Here is a 16,489-nt window from a genome sequence, read left to right on the forward strand (position 1 = left end):
GCAAGAGCGACCTAAACGCCGGCAGGTCTCCTGGCTTGCGGGTCATAGCGGGAGGAACGGCCTTCCCAGGCCTCGCAGGATTTAGCGTCCGGCCCAGTGGCTGCCCTCCCGGCTGGGGAGGGCGCTGTTCATCACGCTCGCCGCTCACAGTTGCAGGGACAGCTGCGGACTTGGATGCCATGGCATCCGCACCGCCTTCCCATTTTAAGCCCCCGTGGGGGCACCGGCGCGATCATGTCGGGACGATGCGAAGCGCCGTCCCTGGGCCGGTTCCTAGTCGCTTTGGGCAGCGGTGACAATCCAGCCATCGGCGATGGCGAGTGGCCAGGGCGTAAGGCGCTGACCGACGCACGGCCCGCCGACGCAGACACCATCGTCGCGGCGGAAAATGGCGCCGTGCCAGCTACAGCGGATATGGCTGCCATCCGGGGTCAGATAATCGTCCAGCTGCTGCGCCAGCGGCAGGCCGGCATGGGGGCATTGGTCGACATAGCCGGCGACATGATCGCCGGTGCGCACGGCAAAGCCATGGAAGCGGCCGGCGCGCATCTGCAGCACGAAATTGCGCGCCTTGCAGTCGGCGATCTGGTCGATCGGGCAAAGGCGCACACCCGCCGGCGTCGCGAACAGGCGCGTGTCGGTGTCGCTCATGCGTCGGCGTCGGGCTGGCGATCGGGGTGCGCGGCGGCAAAGGCGGGGAGCGCGCATGCCGCCGCGTCCACGGCGCACAGCCGCGGAAAGGGCGTCAGGTCGACGCCGAAGCGCCGGGCATTGTAGAGTTGGGGCACGATATGGCAGTCGGCGAAGCTGGGGCCGTCGCCGAAGGCATGGGTGCCGCCATGACGCGCAACCAGCGTTTCGAGCGCAGCAAATCCCTCGCCGATCCAGCGGGCGATCCAGGCGCGGACCTGATCCTCGCTGGCATCGAAGTCCTGCCGCAGCGCCTGCAACACGCGCAGATTGCCGAGCGGATGAATGTCGCAGGCGATGATGGCGGCCATGGCGCGGACGATCGCCGCCTCGCCGGGGTCGGCGGGCAGCAAGGACGGCTGCGGCCAGCGTGCCTCGATCCATTCGAGGATCGCGCCGCTCTGCGTCAGCACGCTGTCGCCCGCGACCAGCGCGGGCACCAGCCCCTGCGGCGCCAGCGCCCGATAGTCGGGTGCGCGCTGCGCGCCACTGCGCAGGTCATGGTTGACCTGTGCATAGTCGACGCCCTTCAGGGCCAGCGCAATCCGCACGCGATAGCTCGCGCTCGATCGCCAATAGCCATGAAGGGTAAGGTCGCTCATCGCGCCGGCACGATCATCGCGCGGCATTCGCCAAAGCCGATCGACACATGGCCGGGGGCGGACGCGGTGGCGCGCAATGTCACCTCGTCGCCATCCTCCAGGAAGCAGCGCGTCTCGCCCGACGGCAGGCTGATCGGCTCGCGCCCGCCGCTGCTGATCTCCATCAGGCTGCCATAGCCCTCGCGCGTCGGGGCGGAGATGGTGCCGCTGCCGAGCAGATCGCCGGGCATCAGGTTGCAGCCATTGGAGGCATGATGGGTGACGATCTGGCTGACGGTCCAGTACATGTTGCTGGCCGGCCCCTGGCTCAGCCGCATCGGCGGCTGGCCTGCGTCGCGCATCGCCTGGGTGGAGAGATAGACTTCCAGCGTCAGCGCAAGCGCGCCATGGGCCTGGTCGTCGGCATCGCTGAGGTAAGGCAACGGCGCGGGATCGCCCTGCGGCCGGGGCGGCTGGGCGATGCGGAACGGCGCCAGCGCCTCGGGCGTCACCACCCAGGGCGAAATGGTCGAATGGAAATTCTTGGCCAGGAAGGGCCCGAGCGGCTGATATTCCCACGCCTGGAAATCGCGCGCCGACCAGTCGTTGAGCAGGCAGAAGCCGGCGACATGATCCGCCGCCTCGCTGATGGGGATCGGGCTGCCCAGATCATTGCCGGCGCCGATCCACACGCCCAGTTCCAGCTCATAGTCGAGCCGGGCAGTCGGGCCGACCACAGGCACTTCGGCCGCGGGCGGCTTGCGCTGGCCGCGCGGACGGACCAGCGGCGCGCCCGACGGGCGGATCGAGGACGCCCGGCCATGATAGCCGATCGGCACATATTTATAATTGGGCAGCAGCGGATTGTCGGGCCGGAACTGGCGGCCGATATTGTTGGCGTGATGGATGCCGACATAGAAGTCGCTATAGTCGCCGATCCGCGCCGGCAGGTGCAGCGTGCAGTCCACCGCCCGGTGCAGCAGCGGCTCGACCGCCGGGCGATGGGCCGGGTCCGACAGCATCGCGCTGATCCGGCGGCGCAGGGCGACCCGTTCGGTCACCGGCAGCGCCATCAGCGCATTGAGCTGGTCTTCCAGCAGCGGCGCGCAATCGATCAGCCCGGCGCGAACGCAACCGGCCAGGTCCAATATCGCGTCGCCGATCGCGACACCGGCGCGGGGCGAAGCTCCTGCGGGCGAAAGTAGCCCATAAGGCAGATTCTGGATCGGAAAGTCGCCATGATCCTGCGCGCTCGCAACCCAGCTGGTGCGGGCGGGATCATGGGTCTCGTCTATGTGCCAATAGCTCATGGGGTCTCGTTCATCGGGGGAAGCTGGGCCTTGCGGAAGCCGGACCAGCATTCATCATAATCGGGTTGCAGTAGCGGGCTTTCCATCGCCCAGCGCGTCGGGCGCAGCACCATGCGGCTTTCGAACATGAAGGCCATGGTGTCGGCGATGCGCTGGGGCGCCAGGTCGGCGGCGATCGCCTTGTCATAACTCGCCCGGTCGGGGCCATGGCCGGCCATGCCATTATGCAGCGACGCGCCGCCGGGCGCGAAACCGCCCGCCTTGGCATCATATTCGCCCTGGATCAGCCCCATCAGCTCGCTCATCACATTGCGGTGGAACCAGGGCGGCCGGAATGTGTCCTCCGCCACCATCCAGCGCGGCGGGAAGATGACGAAATCGATATTGGCGGTGCCCGGCGTCTCGCTCGGGGAGGTCAGCACCGTGAAGATCGAGGGATCGGGATGGTCGAAACTGACCGTGTTGATCGTGTTGAAGCGGGTGAGGTCATAGCGCAGCGGGGCGAGGTTGCCGTGCCAGGCGACGACGTCGAACGGGCTGTGATCCAGCGTGGTTGTCCACAGCCGTCCCATATATTTCTGCACCAGCGCATAGGGCCGCTCGACATCCTCGAATGCCGCGACCGGCGCCTCGAAATCGCGCGGGTTGGCCAGGCCGTTGGCGCCGATCGGCCCCAGATCGGGCAGGCGGAAGGGCGCGCCGTAATTTTCGCAGACATAGCCGCGCGCGGCGCCCTCGGTCAGTTCGACCCGGAAGCGGACACCGCGCGGGATCAGCGCGACCTGCAACGGCGCGACGGTGATCACGCCCAGTTCGGTGACGATACGCAGCGCCCCCTGCTGCGGCACGATCAGCATCTCGCCATCGGCGCAGACGAAGGCGCGGTCGACCATCGAGGCGGTCGCGGCATAGAGATGCACGGCGCAACCCTGGCCCGCCGCGACATTGCCATTGCCGGCATAGCTGGTGAGGCCGTCGATGAAGTCGACGTCACGCTCAGGCAATGGCAGCGGGTTCCAGCGAAGCCGGTTGGGCGATGGCGGCACCTCGTCAAATGGCGCGCTGCGCAGCAAGGCTGCAGCATCATAAGGCGCGAAGGGTGGATGCGATGCCGCCGGCCGCATGCGATAGAGCCAGCTGCGCCTGTTCTCCGCCCGTGGCGCGGTGAAGGCGGTGCCCGACAATTGCTCGGCATAGAGGCCATAGGGCAGGCGCTGGGGCGAATTGCGCCCCACCGGCAGCGCGCCGGCCACCGCCTCGGTCGAAAAATGATTGCCGAAGCCGCTCATCATCCGGGGCGGCGCGTCACTCATCGACGGTGATCACGCCGCGACGGATCTGGTCCAGCTCGATCGATTCATAGAGCGCCTGGAAATTGCCATTGCCAAAGCCTTCATTGCCCTTGCGCTGGATGATCTCGAAGAAGATCGGGCCGAACATCGTCTCGGTAAAGATCTGCAGCAAGATGCCCTCCTCGCCGACATTGCCGTCGATCAGAATGCGGTTGCGCTTCAGACGTTCCAGATCCTCGCCATGACCCGGCACGCGCTGGTCGACCAGCTCATAATAGGTCTCGATCGTGTCCTGCAGCCGCACCCCGCGGGCGCGCAGCCGCTCGACCGTGTCATAGATATTGGCGGTAGTGAGCGCGATATGCTGGATGCCCTCGCCATTATAGTCGCGGATGAACTCCTCGATCTGGCTCTTGTCGTCCTGGCTCTCGTTCAGGGGAATGCGGATCGCCTTGTCCGGGGCAATCATCGCCTGGCTGAACAGGCCGGTCGCCTTGCCCTTGATATCGAAATATTTCTGTTCCTCGAAGCCGAAGAGGGTGCGGTAGAATTCGCTCCACACCCGCATCTGGCCACGCTTCACATTGTGGGTCAGATGGTCGAGCAGGTCGAGGCCGACATTGTTGCGCGCTTCCGCTTCCCGCCAGCCGGGGAACTCGGCCCAGTCGGCATAGGGATCGCCGCCATCGGGCATGAAATAGAGATAGGAGCCGCCAATCCCCTGGATCACGGTATCATTCTCGTCCGTCGGCTTGCCGCCATGCTCAAGCGCCCAGCGCAACGCGGCATCGGGATCGGCAACGCGAAAGGCCATGGCGCTGGCCGAGGGGCCATGTTCGCCACGGAACGCGGCGACCCGCCCGGCATCGTCGCGATTGAGCATCAGGTTGATCCGCCCCTGCTTGTAGCGGGTGATGTTCTTGGTCGGGTGGCGATGGGTCGCGGTGAAGCCCAGCTGCTCGAACTGGGCAGCCATCTTCTCGGGCTCGGGCGAGGTGAATTCGACGAACTCGAAGCCGTTGAGGCCCAGCGGGTTGGCGGGATCGTTGGTCATGAAGAAGTCCTCAGGCAGAAGGCAGATGCGGCGAAAGGCCGGCGACGAAGGCGGGGATGGTGTCGAGCCGCAGCCCGGCGATGTTGATGCGGCCATTGCCAGCCATGTAGATGCCATGGTCGGCGCGCATCGCGGCGACGGCGGCTGGCGTGACCGTCAGCATCGCGAACATGCCGCGCTGGCCGGCAATGGCGGCGAGCTGCGGATGGGCCGCCGCCAGCGCGGCGCGCAGCGCATTGATGCGGGTGCGCATCTGGTCCAGCTCGCTCGTCCATTCGGCGCGCATCGCCGGCCGTTCCAATATGGTGCGCACGATCGCCGCGCCATGATCGGGCGGCATCGACCAGATGCCGCGCGCCAGCGCGACGATGTTGGAAAAGGCGAGCATGGTCAGCGCGGCATTCGCCCCCTGCACCCACAGCGCCCCCACCCGCTCGCGATAGAGGCCGAAATTCTTGTCGCAGCTATAGGCGACCAGCGCATCGGGCACGGCCGCCAACATCTGGCGGGTTGCGGCGGCATCCGCCTCCAGCCCGTCGCCCAGCCCCTGATAGGCGAGGTCGATGAACGGGATCAGGCCGCGCGCCGCGCACAGATCGGCGATCGCCGCCCATTGTTCGGCGCTGAAATCGACGCCGGTCGGATTGTGGCAGCAGCCATGGAGCAGCAGCACGTCGCCGGCCTGCGCCGCGGCCAGATCGGTCCGCATTGCGTCGAAATCGACTGCGCCGGCACCATCCAGAAAGCGGTGTGACGCCAGCGTCAGCCCGGCCTCGCGAAAGATCGGCGCATGATTGGGCCAGGTCGGATCGCCGATCCACACGGTGGCGCCGGGGCGGGCGCGGGCGATGAGGTCCGCGCCGAGCCGCAGCGCGCCGGTGCCGCCCGGCGTCTGCACCCCGGCGATCCGGTCGGACCCCGCCAGCGGGCCAAAGACGATGGCGGCGAGCAGTTCGACAAAGCCCGTGTCACCCTCCGGCCCGAGATAGGATTTGCTGCCCTGTTCGGCCAGCAGCACCGCTTCGGCCGCCTTCACCGCGCGCATCACCGGGGTCGCGCCCGCCTCGTCGCGATAGACGCCGACGCCCAGGTCAATCTTGTCGGCGCGCGGATCGGCGCGATATTGCGCGATCAGCCCCAGCAGCGCGTCGGGCGCCTGGCGATCGAGCGCACCGAACAGGGACCGGCCGGGCGCCGGGGCAAGAAGGGTCGTGTCTGTCATAGAACCTCAGGAGCGCGGGCACGGGCATAGGCCTGGGTGCCACGGGTGTAGATGATGTCGGTGTCGGTGATCGCGTCGGTCGCGAAATCGGGCTGTCCTGCCAGCTCCGCATAAAGCGGGGCAAAGTCGGTCTCGACCGTCTGGCGCAGCAGATCCTCGAAACTGTCGATGACGAAATAGCTCTGCTGATAATCGTCGATCCGATAGCGGGTGCGCATCAGCCTCCTGAGATCGAAACCGAGGCGATGGGGTGAGGGATCGTCGAGCGCGAAGACGGATTCGCCATAGGAGGAGACGATGCCCGCGCCATAGAGGCGCAGCCCCTCGGGCCGGCGGATCAGGCCGAATTCGACCGTGTACCAGTAGAGCCGGGCCAGCCGCTCGATCGCGCCCAGATCGGCGGCGCGCAGGCCGCCTTGGCCATAGGCCTGCATATAGTCGGCAAAGACCGGGTTCGCGAGCAGCGGCACATGGCCGAAGACATCGTGGAAGATGTCCGGCTCCTGCAGATAGTCGATCTGCTCAGGCGTGCGGATGAAGCGGCCGGCGACGAAGCGGCGATTGGCCAGATGCTCGAAAAAGACCCCATCCGGCACCAGCCCCGGCACGGCCACCACCTGCCAGCCGGTCGCCTGCATCAGCCGATCGGACAATTCCTCGAAATTGGGGATGCCGGGGCGGTTGATGCGCAATATGTCGAGCCCGGCCATGAACTCGGGCACCACCCGGTCGGGCAGCATGGCGGACTGGCGCTCGAAAAGCGTGTCCCACATCGCGTGCTCGGCCGCGCTGTACCGGTCCCACGCCTGCGGGATCGTCCAGTCGGCCGCAGCGCCTGTGGGCGGATCAAGCTCCTCTACCATCACGCCAATCTCTCACAGAGTCGGCGTAATTGCCTTTCAATCGGGCAGGATTTATGAAGGATTTTGGGAAATCAATTCACGGATCGGCGATATCATGAACAAATCCGTCAATCTCGATGCGCTCGACCGCCGCATCGTCGCAGAGCTTCAGCGTGACGCCTCGCTCAGCAATGCGGACCTGGCCGAACGGGTCGGCAGCACCGCTCCCTCCTGCTGGCGACGGATCAGGGCGCTGGAGGAGATGGGCGTGCTCAAGGGCGCGGTGCGCCTCGCCGATGCGGAGAAGCTGGGCCACGCCGTCAACATCTTGTGCAGCGTGCGGATGAAGAGCCACACCAGCGAAAGCGTCGACGCCTTCCACGCCTTTGTCGAGGCGCATCCGCAGATCATGGAATGCTACCTCATGTCGGGCGAATGGGACTATCTGATGCGGGTCGTGGCCTCCGACGTCGCCGATTATGAGCATTTCCTGATGCGCAACCTGCTCAAACACCCCTCGGTCGGCGGCGCTTCCTCCCACTTCGCCTTGTCGGTGACGAAATTCACCACGGTGCTGCCGGTGGGGGAAGCGGGACGGTAGGAAGAAAGCGGCCGGAGCAATTGCTGCCCCGGCCGTCTTCCGATCTTCAGGCCATCAGCGCCTTGACCGCTTCGGCCACGCGCTCGGGCGAGACGATATAGGCGTCCTCCAGCACCTTGGCGAAGGGCACCGGCGACTTGGGCGCGCCCAGGCGCCGAACCGGGGCCTTGAGCTGACCGAACAGTTCCTCGGCAATGGTCGAGGCAATCTCGCCGCCCGGACCGAAATCGCGCACGGCTTCATGCACCACCAGCGCCCGGCCGGTCTTGGCGACCGAGGCCAGCACCGCTTCGCGATCCCAGGGGGATACGGTGCGCAGGTCGACTAGTTCGGCCGAAATGCCCGCCTCCGCCAAGGCCGGCAGCGCGGCCTGGCAGCGCAGTAGCTGCGACGACCAGGAGACGATGGTGATGTCGGTGCCTTCCTGCACGATCCGCGCCTTGCCCAGCGGGATCGGCGTCGCGACCTCATCCACCTCGCCCGGAATGAACAGGCTGCCGGCGGATTCAATGAAGATGCAGGGATCGGGATCCTGGATGCAGGAGAGCAGCAGCCCCTTGTAATCGGCCGGGGTCGAGGGCGCGACCACCTTGATGCCGGCGGTGTGAGCGAACCAGCCTTCCAGATGGTCGGCATGCTGGCCGGCGGTCTGCCAGCCCGCGCCGGTCAGGGTGCGGATGGTGATCGGCACCGTGCTCTGCCCGCCGGACATGAAGCGCAGCTTGGCGGCATGGTTGAAGATCATGTCCATGGCGACAGTGGTGAAGTTCATCAGCATGATCTCCGCCACCGGCTTGTAGCCGGCCAGCGCCGCGCCGATCGCCGCGCCGATGATCGCCTGTTCGGAAATCGGCGTCGATTTGACGCGATCGTCGCCGAAGCGGGTCGACAGGCCAGCGGTCGCGCCGGTGACACCACCGCCCTCGCGGTCGGCGACATCCTCGCCCAGCACCAGCACCTTGTCATCTTCCGCCATCGCCTGGGCGAGGGCCGAATTGACGGCCTGGAGCGAGTTCATCTTCTTGGCCGTCATGCGGGCATCTCCTGGGCAAACACATCGCGGCGCAGTTCGTCGACCGACGGCAGCGGGCTCGCCAGCCCGAATTCCTGGGCGTCCTCGACCTCGGCCTCGATCTTCGCCTGCATCTCGGCCAGCTGATCCTCGGTCGCGTGGCCCTGTGCCACCAGCCATGCCTTGAAGGCGGGCAGCGGGTCCTTGGCGATCGCCGCGGCCTTTTCCTCCTTGGTCATATATTTGTCGTCGTCGCCCAGGACGTGGCCCAGGAAACGGAAGGTCTTGCACTCCAGCAGGGTCGGCCCCTCGCCCTCGCGAGCGCGGGTGATCGCTTCATGCGCGGCGGCATACATGGCGAGCGGATCATTGCCGTCGACGGTATGGCCGGGCATGCCGTAGCCGATCGCGCGCTTGGCGATGAAGTCGACCGAGGTGCCATTCTCGTAGCGCGTATGTTCGGCAAAGCCGTTATTCTGGCACACGAAGATCACCGGCAGCTTCCACACCGACGCCAGGTTCAGCGCTTCGTGGAAGGCGCCGATATTCGACGCGCCATCGCCGAAATAGGCGATCGTCACCCGCTTCGAACCGTCGAGCTTCGCCGCCCAAGCGAGGCCATTGGCGATCGGCATGGAGGAACCGACGATACCGGTCGTCACCATCACCCCGGTTTCGGGATGGGTAAGGTGCATCGGTCCGCCCTTGCCCTTGCAAGTGCCATCGACGCGCCCGGCAATCTCTGCCCAGAGCGGGCGCAGCGGCATATCCTTGGCCACCATGTCGTGGATGCCGCGATAGATGGTGCAGATCTTGTCGTCGTCGGTCAGCAGCGACGAGATGGTCGCCGGGATCACTTCCTGCCCGCGCGCCGAATAATAGGGCATGACCAGCCGCCCCAGGCGGATGGTCTTGCGGATCGCGTCGTCATTGCGCTCGATCCGGATCATGCGGCGGTAGATGTCCACCAGCGCTTCCTGGCTCGGCGCCGGGGCGTTGCTCAACTCTGCCATGGGTTCCTCGATGGCTATGGAATGTGCCCCCTGCATTGGCCGTCGGGCATCGGGGGTCAACTCGCCCCGGCGATATGTAGCTCCGCGCCCCAAAAGGCGCGAAAATGCGTCGCTTTCCCGCGCGATTTCGCTCCACCGATATGCGGCCGGCGATGCTTGCAATGCGGTCCGATCGGCCCAAGCTGGCGGCAGGGAGAGCGCGCGATGACGAACATGCTGGCCGCCGTCGCCAGGGGCGGCGAAGGGATTGAGGGGATCGCGATCCACAGCGTGCCGATCCCGGTTGCGGGGCCGGGCGAGGCGCTGGTGCGGCTCAAGGCGGCGACGCTCAATTTCCGCGACCTGATCATCGCCCGCGGCATGATGGCGGGGCTTGCCAAGGAACCCGACTATGTCCCCCTGTCCTGCGCCACCGGCGAGGTGGTCGCGGTGGGCGAGGGCGTATCGCGCGTGAAGCCGGGCGACCGGGTCAACCCGATCTTCGCGCTGGGCTGGCTGGAGGGACGACAGCCGAGCATGGCGATGCTGGGCGGCAGCGCCGACGGCGTCGCGCGTCAATATGCGGTCTTTCCGGCCGAAAGCCTGTGCATCGTGCCGGATACGCTCGGCGATCTGGAGGCGGCGACGCTGACCTGCGCCGGCCTCACCGCCTGGAACGCGCTGTTCCTGCCCCGCCCGATCCAGCGGGGCGAATGGATATTGTGCCAGGGCACGGGCGGCGTATCGATCGCGGCGCTGCAATTGGCCAAGGCGGCCGGCGCCCATGTCGCGATCACCTCCTCCTCCGACGCCAAGCTGGCGCGCGCCCGCGCGCTGGGTGCCGACATCTGCATCAATTATCGGACCGATCCCGACTGGCCGGCGGCGATCCGCCAGGCGCTGGGCGGGCGTGGTGTCGACATCGTGGTCGATGTGGTCGGCGCCAGCCAGGTGGAAACCGCCGCATTGCTGCTCAACCCCGGCGGGGTGATCGCCGCGATCGGCATGCTGGGGTCCGACTTCAGCTGGCACCTTGCTGATGTCGGCGGCCATCCGGTCGCCCGTATCTCGGTCGGCAACCGCGCCGAGCATGAGGCCATGCTGGCCTTTTGCGCGCAGCATCGCATCCGGCCGGTGGTCGATGCGGTCTATGATCTCACCCGCCTGGCCGATGCCTGCCGCCATCTGGAAAGCGGCCAATTCTTCGGCAAGATCGGGATAAACCTACTCTAAATTCTGGAACGGACGCATGGACAAGAATGAAAAGGCGCGCGAGGCGGCCGAGCGCGTGCTGCAACTGGAGGCCGAACTGGAGGCGGAGGGCGATGCCCGGACCGGTGGCGACGAACTCGCCCATTCGCGCGCGGTGCTGCACCAATGGGTCGATACGGTGGTCGCGGTCGTGGCCTCGCCGGGGGTCGGCCGCGTGACCCTGATCCACGCCGATGGCGGCCAGACCAAGATCGCCTCGCCCAGCCTGCCCTTCCTGCTCTCACGCCCGGCCCGGTTCGATGCGCAGGATGAAAATTCTCCGCCCGACGCGGGTTGAAAGCCGCCCACGGCTTCCTATCTGTGAATGGTCCCGGCCAGCCCCCTCAGGCCGAGACATCTTACCAGGCCCCCGGCGCACTCCCCCCGCGTCGGGGGCAATGGTTTTCCGGGGCTATTCCCTTCCTTCGTTACTGATTGTCCAGCCCGGCCGCATGGCGCGCGGCGATATAGCCGAACACCATCGACGGCCCGATGCTGGCGCCCGCCGCGACATAGACATTGCCCATCACCGATGCGGTGGTGACGCCGGTGGCATAGAGGCCGGGGATCGGCGCGCCTGCGCCATCGACCACCCGCCCGCGTTCGTCGGTGACGACGCCGCCATAAGTGCTGACATCGCCCGGCACGACCGGCACGGCGTAGAAAGGCCCCTTCTCGATCGATCCCATGGAGCGTTCCGCGGAAAAGGGATCGCCGACGAAGCCGCAATTGTCATAGGCGCGCGCGCCGCGATCGAAATCCCCATCCTTGCCGGCGGCGACGAAGCCGTTCCAGCGCGCCACCGTCGCGGCCAGGGTGGCGGGATCGGCGCCGATGCTGGCCGCCAGCCCCTCGATCGTGTCGGCGCTGTGCAGATAGCCGCTTTCCACCCAGCCTTCGGGAATCGCCTTGTCGATGAAGCGGCCGGCGACGGCATAAAGTTCGACATATTGACGGTCCAAGATCGCCCAGCTCGGCACCGCCGGCACCACGGCGTTCCGCCGGACCATCGTTTCACAATACAGCTCGTAACTGCCCCCTTCGTTCATGAAGCGGGTGCCGCCCTGATCGACCAATATGGCGTGCGGCTTGCCGGTCATCGACTGGGCACCGGGCGCGACATAGCCCTTGTCCCAGCCGGGCGCGGGGGTGAGCTGATAGCCGACCATCTGATCCATCTGCGCCAGCCGGCCACCGATCCGCTCCAGTTCCTGCTGCATCTCGCCGGTATCGCCTTCGGGCGTCTGCGACCATTCGGTGCGGGTGCCGGGCATGTAGCGGTCGCGCATCGCCTGGTTGCGGGCAAAGCCGCCGGCATTGACCAGCACGCCCAGCCGCGCGCCGATCCGCCAGGGCTTGCCGTCCTTCACCGTGACCACGCCGGTGGCGATCCCCTCCTGCACGACGATCTCGCTTACCGGCGTATCGGTGCGGACATCGGCACCGGCGGCCAGCACGGCTTTCAGCATCCGTCCCTGCAACGCGGCGCCCGCCGTCGTATATTTGCGGCCCAGCAGCTTGTCGCGAATGGTGCGCAGCGCGATCTTGGCCATCAGCTTGCCCGATGCCCTGTTGGTGCGACGATGGCCTTGCGCCTCCATCCCCTCGACCAGCGTGACGTTGAATTCGGCAAAGCCCTGGCGCAACCGGTCGGCCCAGTCGCCCAATTCCTTGCGGTTGAAGGGCCTGGCCACCACGGTGCGCGACGTCTTGCAGCCGCCGGGCTGCTCATCATAATAATCCGGCCAGAAGGTCGAACCGCGTTGCAGCGCCACCCCCTGATCCACCAGGAAATCGACCGCGCGCGGCGCCTGCGTCACATAGGCAAGGCGCTTCTCGCGCGAGGTGCCGGGGGCAGGATGGCCATCGAGCGCCTGCAGCGCGTCGAGATAGGTCATCGCCGCCTCGGCACTGTCCGCCTCGCCATCGGCTGCCATGAAACGGTTGGCGGGAATCCACATGACGCCGCCCGACTTGGCGGTGGTGCCGCCGATCTTGTCGGTCTTTTCCAGGATGACGACCGACTTGCCGGCCTGGCGCATGACCAGCGCCGAACTCATCGAACCGGCGCCGCTGCCCACGACCACCCAGTCGAATATCTCGTCGAACCCGTCCATGCGCCGCTCTCCCTTTTCTGTGCGTCCGGGCTATCGTGCCGGGGCGATGATGGGGAGGGTGGAGCCACGCTCATCGCCACGGCGACGTTGGAGCGGCGCGGTGCCATGCTAGAGCAGGCCGTGAGGAGAGACGCATGAGCCATGACCTGCCCGATTATCGCACCATCCTGCTGGAGCGGCGGGGGCGGCTGTTGGTGATGACGCTCAACCGGCCGGAAGCACTGAACGCGGTCAATCTCGACCTGCATGACGAACTGCCCGAGGCGCTGGCCTTTGCCGGGCGCGACAATGGGTCGGACGTGCTGCTGCTGACCGGCGCGGGCCGGGCCTTTTCGGCCGGTGGCGACATCGCCCATATGGAGCATAATGCCGCCAACCCGCATCTGTTCGATCATGAAGCGCGGCAGGCGAAGCGGATCGTGTCCGCCCTGCTCGACATCGAAAAGCCGGTGGTGTGCCGGATGAACGGCCATGCGGTCGGGCTGGGCGCGTCGATCGCCTTGCTGTGCGACATCATCTTTGCCGCCGAGGGGGCGAAGATCGGCGACCCGCATGTCGGCATCGGCCTGGTCGCGGGCGATGGCGGCGCGGTCATCTGGGCACAGCGGATCGGCCTTGCCAAGGCGAAGGAATATCTGCTGACCGGCGAACTGCTGAGCGCAGCCAGGGCAGTGGAGATCGGCCTCATCAACCATTGCCTGCCGGCCGACGAGCTGGACGGGGCCGTCGATGCCTTTTGCGCCAAGCTGCTGGCCGGCGCGCCCAATGCGATCCGCTGGACCAAGATATTGACCAACATGGAATTGAAGCGGATCGCCGGCGCCGTGATGGAAGCCGGCATCGCCTATGAATCGCTCAGCGTCCGCACCGCCGATCACCGCGAAGGCATCGCCGCGCTCAAGGAAAAGCGGACGCCGAAGTTTACAGGGCGATAGAAGGCCACTGATAGATGCGTAGGCGACAGCCTTCTTCATACCGTCATGCCAGCGAAGGCTGGCATCTCTCTTTTCTTTCAAGCCCATCGCCAGAAGAAGAGAGATGCCAGCCTTCGCTGGCATGACGAACGGTGGTGGCGCGTCAGATAATATCCGCCACGCGCACCCACCGCCGCTCGGCACTGGAGATGCGGATCGCTTCCTGGATGCGTTCGACCGCGAGCGCGCGGGCGAAGTCCGGGGCGGCCGCGCCGCGGCCGTGGATCACGTCCACCATGGCCTGCATCGACAGCGCCATCGGGTAGCTGGGCTGGGGCTCGCTCTGCCAGTCGAGGGTGATGCCGGGCGTCGTCTTGAACGCATCGGGCAGCGTCACTTCCGCCAGCGTGCCGCCCAATTGCCCGGCGCGCAGCGTGCAGTCGCGTGCGGTCGGGAAAGTGGGCGAAGTGGAGACCATCCGGCCCTTGTCGCCGAACAGGTCGAGCAGGAAACCGTCATGCAGCGCCATGCTCCAGCTGATCTGCATCTGCAGCACCAGCCCGCTTTCGAAGCGCAGGATGACATTGGCGAGATCGGTGGTTTCGGGCGTGATGGTGTCGCCGTCCGGGAAGGTCCAGCGCTTGAGTATCTGGCTGTCGTCGGCGACCAGTTCGGCGATCGGGCCGAGCAGGTGGAGCAGCAGATAGAGCGCATGGCTGCCATTGTTGCGCACCGCCGACACACCCTGCCCGGCCTTTGCGAACCAGTTATAGGGGAAGAGCTTGTTGGGCTGGTTGAACAGCGAGATGTTGAAATGGCAGGTACCGCCAAGCGGCGCGCCGATATGGCCATCGTCCAGCATCGCCTTCATCTGGCGCAGGGCGGGCAGATATTGCGAGAAGGCGTCGACCACGCCGATGCTGGCGCCGCCCTGCCAGGCCGTGTCGATCGCCTTCGCCCCGGCCCAGTCGGGCGCATGGGGGCTGGCATTATAGACATGCTTGCCATGGGCGAGCGCGGCCAGCACCATTGGCAGGCGGACGCTGGGCCGAGTGCCGAGGTCGACAATGTCGATGTCGGGATCGGCGCACATCTCCTCCGCATTCCAGAAGGCGCGCGGCAGGCCGAGCCGCTGCTGCGCGGCGCGAGCCGTCTCCTCGCGCGAGGTGCATATCGCCGTTACCTCGACGCCGGGAATGGCGCGCCAGGCAGGCAGATGCGCGAAGGCGCCCCAGGCGGCGCTGACGATGCCGACGCGCAGCACCATCTTATTCGATCGTGCCCAGAACGGTGCCGACCTCATAGGTTTCGCCCGGCTTGGCGATGATGCGCAGCGTGCCGCTGGCCGGGGCCTCGACCTCGTTCGCCGATTTGTCGGCTTCCAGCAGATAGAGCGGCTGGCCCTCGGTAACGGTCGCGCCGTCTTCGGCCAGCCATTCGGCGATCTGCGCCTCGGTCATGGAAAAGCCGATCTTGGGCAGCAGGATGTCGGTGGCCATGGTGTGTCCCCTTTGAAACAGCGAATATCTGTTCCCCTGCTATCGCGCCTTTGGCGGCGGACAATGCGCAAAAGCGGCCCGCCGCCGCCATATCACCGGCGCGATAAGGGAACGACGATCAGTAGCCGCGCGTGTCGGTCCAATTGTCACTTTCGCCCGGCTTGAAGGTCTTGCCCGGCGTCCTGCCCGATCCGGTCTTGAGGTCGAAGCCGATCGGGTCGGCCCCACCCTCGATGCCGACGCCGAAGGAGGAGAGCGCCCAACTGGTCATGACATAATGGCCGATCGAAAAGACCAGATCCATTTTCTGCCGCGTGTCATAATGGGCGCCCAGCCCGTCCCAGGTGGCGTCGCTGATCTTGCCATCCTCGATCAGTTCGTCGACCGAGCGCAGCACCAGCGCATCCTCCTCCGCCCAGTCGCCGCCTTCGGGGAAATCGCGGATCGCGCCGATTTCTTCCAGCGTGATGCCGGCGTTGAGCGCATAGCCGACATGATTATGCCACTCATAGGCCGAGTTCACCCGCCAGGCGACGCGCAGGATCAGCAGTTCGAGCGCGCGCGTCGACAGGCTGTTCGCCATCAGCAGATGCTTGCCCCAGATATTATAGACCTTCCCCAGCGGCGGATGGTTGGCCATCACCATCATGACATTGGTCTTGGACCCCTCCTCCCAGGCATTGGGTTCGCCCCAGAAGGCGAAAACCTCGCGCGCGTCGTCGGTCCACTGGTCGCGCGGCAGATGGGAAATTCGGGGGGTAATGTCGGTCATGATGCGTCCTTGATGGAGAATCTCAAAGTCCCTCGACCAGCAGCACGCGATAGGGCGCTGCCTTCATCCGATAGGGCAAGGCCGCCTGATATTCAGGGCTGTCATACCAGGCGCGGGCCTTGGCGGCGTCGGGAAATTCCAGGATGATCGCGCCGTCCGCACCCTCGCCCTCCAGCAATTGCTGCGCACCATAAACGGCGAGCGGACGGATGCCGTAATGGGCAACGAAGGTCGCGGCATTGGCGCGGTTCATCGCGCTATAGGCGTCCATCGCTTCCTGATCGGCGATCGGGCCTTCGCGGGTGACGATCATATAGGCGGGCATCGGCGGCGCTCCTCG

At 66.2% G+C, this 16,489-nt stretch carries 18 protein-coding genes and 1 riboswitch; of the genes, 4 read left to right on the plus strand and 14 right to left on the minus strand.

Annotated features, from left to right (window positions below):
* Nucleotides 1-3: 3 nt before the first annotated feature.
* Nucleotides 4-243, minus strand: a riboswitch (cobalamin riboswitch).
* A gap of 30 nt (nucleotides 244-273) precedes the next feature.
* The 7 genes from AC13EK_RS14205 to phhA are packed head-to-tail and all read right to left on the minus strand — an operon-like array spanning nucleotide 274 to nucleotide 7,012.
* On the minus strand, nucleotides 274-651 hold the full coding sequence (locus AC13EK_RS14205; protein ID WP_069337606.1) for a Rieske (2Fe-2S) protein: 378 nt from the start codon (nucleotides 649-651) through the stop codon (nucleotides 274-276).
* Nucleotides 648-1,292 (minus strand): maleylacetoacetate isomerase, encoded by a 645-nt coding sequence (gene maiA / locus AC13EK_RS14210; RefSeq protein ID WP_069337607.1) that lies wholly within the window; start codon nucleotides 1,290-1,292, stop codon nucleotides 648-650. The genes AC13EK_RS14205 and maiA overlap by 4 nt, the downstream gene beginning before the upstream one ends.
* Nucleotides 1,289-2,581 (minus strand): fumarylacetoacetase, encoded by a 1,293-nt coding sequence (gene fahA / locus AC13EK_RS14215; protein ID WP_483022257.1) that lies wholly within the window; start codon nucleotides 2,579-2,581, stop codon nucleotides 1,289-1,291. The genes maiA and fahA overlap by 4 nt, the downstream gene beginning before the upstream one ends.
* Nucleotides 2,578-3,894, minus strand: coding sequence for a homogentisate 1,2-dioxygenase (gene hmgA / locus AC13EK_RS14220; protein ID WP_069337609.1), 1,317 nt, complete (start codon nucleotides 3,892-3,894; stop codon nucleotides 2,578-2,580). The genes fahA and hmgA overlap by 4 nt, the downstream gene beginning before the upstream one ends.
* Nucleotides 3,887-4,927, minus strand: a complete 1,041-nt coding sequence (hppD, locus tag AC13EK_RS14225) for a 4-hydroxyphenylpyruvate dioxygenase (protein ID WP_069337610.1) — start codon at nucleotides 4,925-4,927, stop codon at nucleotides 3,887-3,889. Before hppD ends, hmgA begins: the two co-directional genes overlap by 8 nt.
* A 10-nt stretch (nucleotides 4,928-4,937) precedes the next feature.
* A complete protein-coding gene (locus AC13EK_RS14230; RefSeq protein ID WP_069337611.1) occupies nucleotides 4,938-6,149 on the minus strand; it encodes an amino acid aminotransferase in 1,212 nt (403 codons plus the stop codon).
* Nucleotides 6,146-7,012, minus strand: a complete 867-nt coding sequence (gene phhA, locus AC13EK_RS14235; protein WP_069337612.1) for a phenylalanine 4-monooxygenase — start codon at nucleotides 7,010-7,012, stop codon at nucleotides 6,146-6,148. The genes AC13EK_RS14230 and phhA overlap by 4 nt, the downstream gene beginning before the upstream one ends.
* A 94-nt stretch (nucleotides 7,013-7,106) precedes the next feature.
* Here phhA and AC13EK_RS14240 point away from each other — a divergent pair, with 94 nt between their 5' ends.
* Nucleotides 7,107-7,592, plus strand: coding sequence for an Lrp/AsnC family transcriptional regulator (locus AC13EK_RS14240; protein WP_004209492.1), 486 nt, complete (start codon nucleotides 7,107-7,109; stop codon nucleotides 7,590-7,592).
* 46 nt (nucleotides 7,593-7,638) lie between these two features.
* On the opposite strand, the gene AC13EK_RS14245 is transcribed toward AC13EK_RS14240, so the two are convergent.
* Both AC13EK_RS14245 and AC13EK_RS14250 read right to left on the minus strand, forming a co-directional pair.
* A complete protein-coding gene (locus tag AC13EK_RS14245; protein WP_069337613.1) occupies nucleotides 7,639-8,625 on the minus strand; it encodes an alpha-ketoacid dehydrogenase subunit beta in 987 nt (328 codons plus the stop codon).
* Nucleotides 8,622-9,617, minus strand: coding sequence for a thiamine pyrophosphate-dependent dehydrogenase E1 component subunit alpha (locus AC13EK_RS14250; RefSeq protein ID WP_026108932.1), 996 nt, complete (start codon nucleotides 9,615-9,617; stop codon nucleotides 8,622-8,624). Before AC13EK_RS14250 ends, AC13EK_RS14245 begins: the two co-directional genes overlap by 4 nt.
* A 204-nt stretch (nucleotides 9,618-9,821) precedes the next feature.
* Between AC13EK_RS14250 and AC13EK_RS14255 the strand changes: the two genes are divergently transcribed.
* Nucleotides 9,822-10,829 carry a zinc-dependent alcohol dehydrogenase family protein gene (locus AC13EK_RS14255; protein WP_069337614.1) on the plus strand — a complete coding sequence of 336 codons (1,008 nt, stop codon included), beginning with the start codon at nucleotides 9,822-9,824 and terminating at the stop codon, nucleotides 10,827-10,829.
* A 16-nt stretch (nucleotides 10,830-10,845) separates the two neighbouring features.
* Nucleotides 10,846-11,145: a hypothetical protein gene (locus AC13EK_RS14260; RefSeq protein WP_004209488.1), complete on the plus strand. Its 300-nt coding sequence runs from the start codon at nucleotides 10,846-10,848 to the stop codon at nucleotides 11,143-11,145.
* A 130-nt stretch (nucleotides 11,146-11,275) separates the two neighbouring features.
* On the opposite strand, the gene AC13EK_RS14265 is transcribed toward AC13EK_RS14260, so the two are convergent.
* The gene (locus AC13EK_RS14265) at nucleotides 11,276-12,964 is read right to left on the minus strand and encodes an FAD-dependent oxidoreductase (protein ID WP_069337615.1); all 1,689 of its coding nucleotides are present in this window, start codon (nucleotides 12,962-12,964) and stop codon (nucleotides 11,276-11,278) included.
* Between the two features lie 134 nt (nucleotides 12,965-13,098).
* Between AC13EK_RS14265 and AC13EK_RS14270 the strand changes: the two genes are divergently transcribed.
* A complete protein-coding gene (locus tag AC13EK_RS14270; RefSeq protein WP_069337616.1) occupies nucleotides 13,099-13,899 on the plus strand; it encodes an enoyl-CoA hydratase/isomerase family protein in 801 nt (266 codons plus the stop codon).
* A 142-nt stretch (nucleotides 13,900-14,041) separates the two neighbouring features.
* Here the strand turns inward: AC13EK_RS14270 and AC13EK_RS14275 are convergent, their stop codons facing one another.
* From AC13EK_RS14275 to AC13EK_RS14290, 4 genes are all read right to left on the minus strand, one after another.
* Nucleotides 14,042-15,145, minus strand: coding sequence for a Gfo/Idh/MocA family protein (locus AC13EK_RS14275; RefSeq protein ID WP_069337617.1), 1,104 nt, complete (start codon nucleotides 15,143-15,145; stop codon nucleotides 14,042-14,044).
* 1 nt (nucleotide 15,146) lies between these two features.
* Nucleotides 15,147-15,377: a biotin/lipoyl-containing protein gene (locus tag AC13EK_RS14280; protein ID WP_069337618.1), complete on the minus strand. Its 231-nt coding sequence runs from the start codon at nucleotides 15,375-15,377 to the stop codon at nucleotides 15,147-15,149.
* Nucleotides 15,378-15,495: 118 nt separating this feature from the next.
* On the minus strand, nucleotides 15,496-16,149 hold the full coding sequence (locus tag AC13EK_RS14285) for a carboxymuconolactone decarboxylase family protein (RefSeq protein WP_017500044.1): 654 nt from the start codon (nucleotides 16,147-16,149) through the stop codon (nucleotides 15,496-15,498).
* A gap of 22 nt (nucleotides 16,150-16,171) precedes the next feature.
* Nucleotides 16,172-16,474 carry a DUF1330 domain-containing protein gene (locus AC13EK_RS14290; protein ID WP_069337619.1) on the minus strand — a complete coding sequence of 101 codons (303 nt, stop codon included), beginning with the start codon at nucleotides 16,472-16,474 and terminating at the stop codon, nucleotides 16,172-16,174.
* Nucleotides 16,475-16,489 lie beyond the last annotated feature (15 nt).

Source organism: Sphingobium sp. L-44 (assembly GCF_056859495.1).

Excerpts from the sequence above, each read along its gene's own strand:
- AC13EK_RS14205 (WP_069337606.1), bottom strand. The coding sequence starts at position 651 with ATGAGCGACACCGACACGCGCCTGTTCGCGACGCCGGCGGGTGTGCGC.
- maiA (WP_069337607.1), bottom strand. The coding sequence starts at position 1,292 with ATGAGCGACCTTACCCTTCATGGCTATTGGCGATCGAGCGCGAGCTAT.
- fahA (WP_483022257.1), bottom strand. The coding sequence starts at position 2,581 with ATGAGCTATTGGCACATAGACGAGACCCATGATCCCGCCCGCACCAGC.
- hmgA (WP_069337609.1), bottom strand. The coding sequence starts at position 3,894 with ATGAGTGACGCGCCGCCCCGGATGATGAGCGGCTTCGGCAATCATTTT.
- hppD (WP_069337610.1), bottom strand. The coding sequence starts at position 4,927 with ATGACCAACGATCCCGCCAACCCGCTGGGCCTCAACGGCTTCGAGTTC.
- AC13EK_RS14230 (WP_069337611.1), bottom strand. The coding sequence starts at position 6,149 with ATGACAGACACGACCCTTCTTGCCCCGGCGCCCGGCCGGTCCCTGTTC.
- phhA (WP_069337612.1), bottom strand. The coding sequence starts at position 7,012 with ATGGTAGAGGAGCTTGATCCGCCCACAGGCGCTGCGGCCGACTGGACG.
- AC13EK_RS14240 (WP_004209492.1), top strand. The coding sequence starts at position 7,107 with ATGAACAAATCCGTCAATCTCGATGCGCTCGACCGCCGCATCGTCGCA.
- AC13EK_RS14245 (WP_069337613.1), bottom strand. The coding sequence starts at position 8,625 with ATGACGGCCAAGAAGATGAACTCGCTCCAGGCCGTCAATTCGGCCCTC.
- AC13EK_RS14250 (WP_026108932.1), bottom strand. The coding sequence starts at position 9,617 with ATGGCAGAGTTGAGCAACGCCCCGGCGCCGAGCCAGGAAGCGCTGGTG.
- AC13EK_RS14255 (WP_069337614.1), top strand. The coding sequence starts at position 9,822 with ATGACGAACATGCTGGCCGCCGTCGCCAGGGGCGGCGAAGGGATTGAG.
- AC13EK_RS14260 (WP_004209488.1), top strand. The coding sequence starts at position 10,846 with ATGGACAAGAATGAAAAGGCGCGCGAGGCGGCCGAGCGCGTGCTGCAA.
- AC13EK_RS14265 (WP_069337615.1), bottom strand. The coding sequence starts at position 12,964 with ATGGACGGGTTCGACGAGATATTCGACTGGGTGGTCGTGGGCAGCGGC.
- AC13EK_RS14270 (WP_069337616.1), top strand. The coding sequence starts at position 13,099 with ATGAGCCATGACCTGCCCGATTATCGCACCATCCTGCTGGAGCGGCGG.
- AC13EK_RS14275 (WP_069337617.1), bottom strand. The coding sequence starts at position 15,145 with ATGGTGCTGCGCGTCGGCATCGTCAGCGCCGCCTGGGGCGCCTTCGCG.
- AC13EK_RS14280 (WP_069337618.1), bottom strand. The coding sequence starts at position 15,377 with ATGGCCACCGACATCCTGCTGCCCAAGATCGGCTTTTCCATGACCGAG.
- AC13EK_RS14285 (WP_017500044.1), bottom strand. The coding sequence starts at position 16,149 with ATGACCGACATTACCCCCCGAATTTCCCATCTGCCGCGCGACCAGTGG.
- AC13EK_RS14290 (WP_069337619.1), bottom strand. The coding sequence starts at position 16,474 with ATGCCCGCCTATATGATCGTCACCCGCGAAGGCCCGATCGCCGATCAG.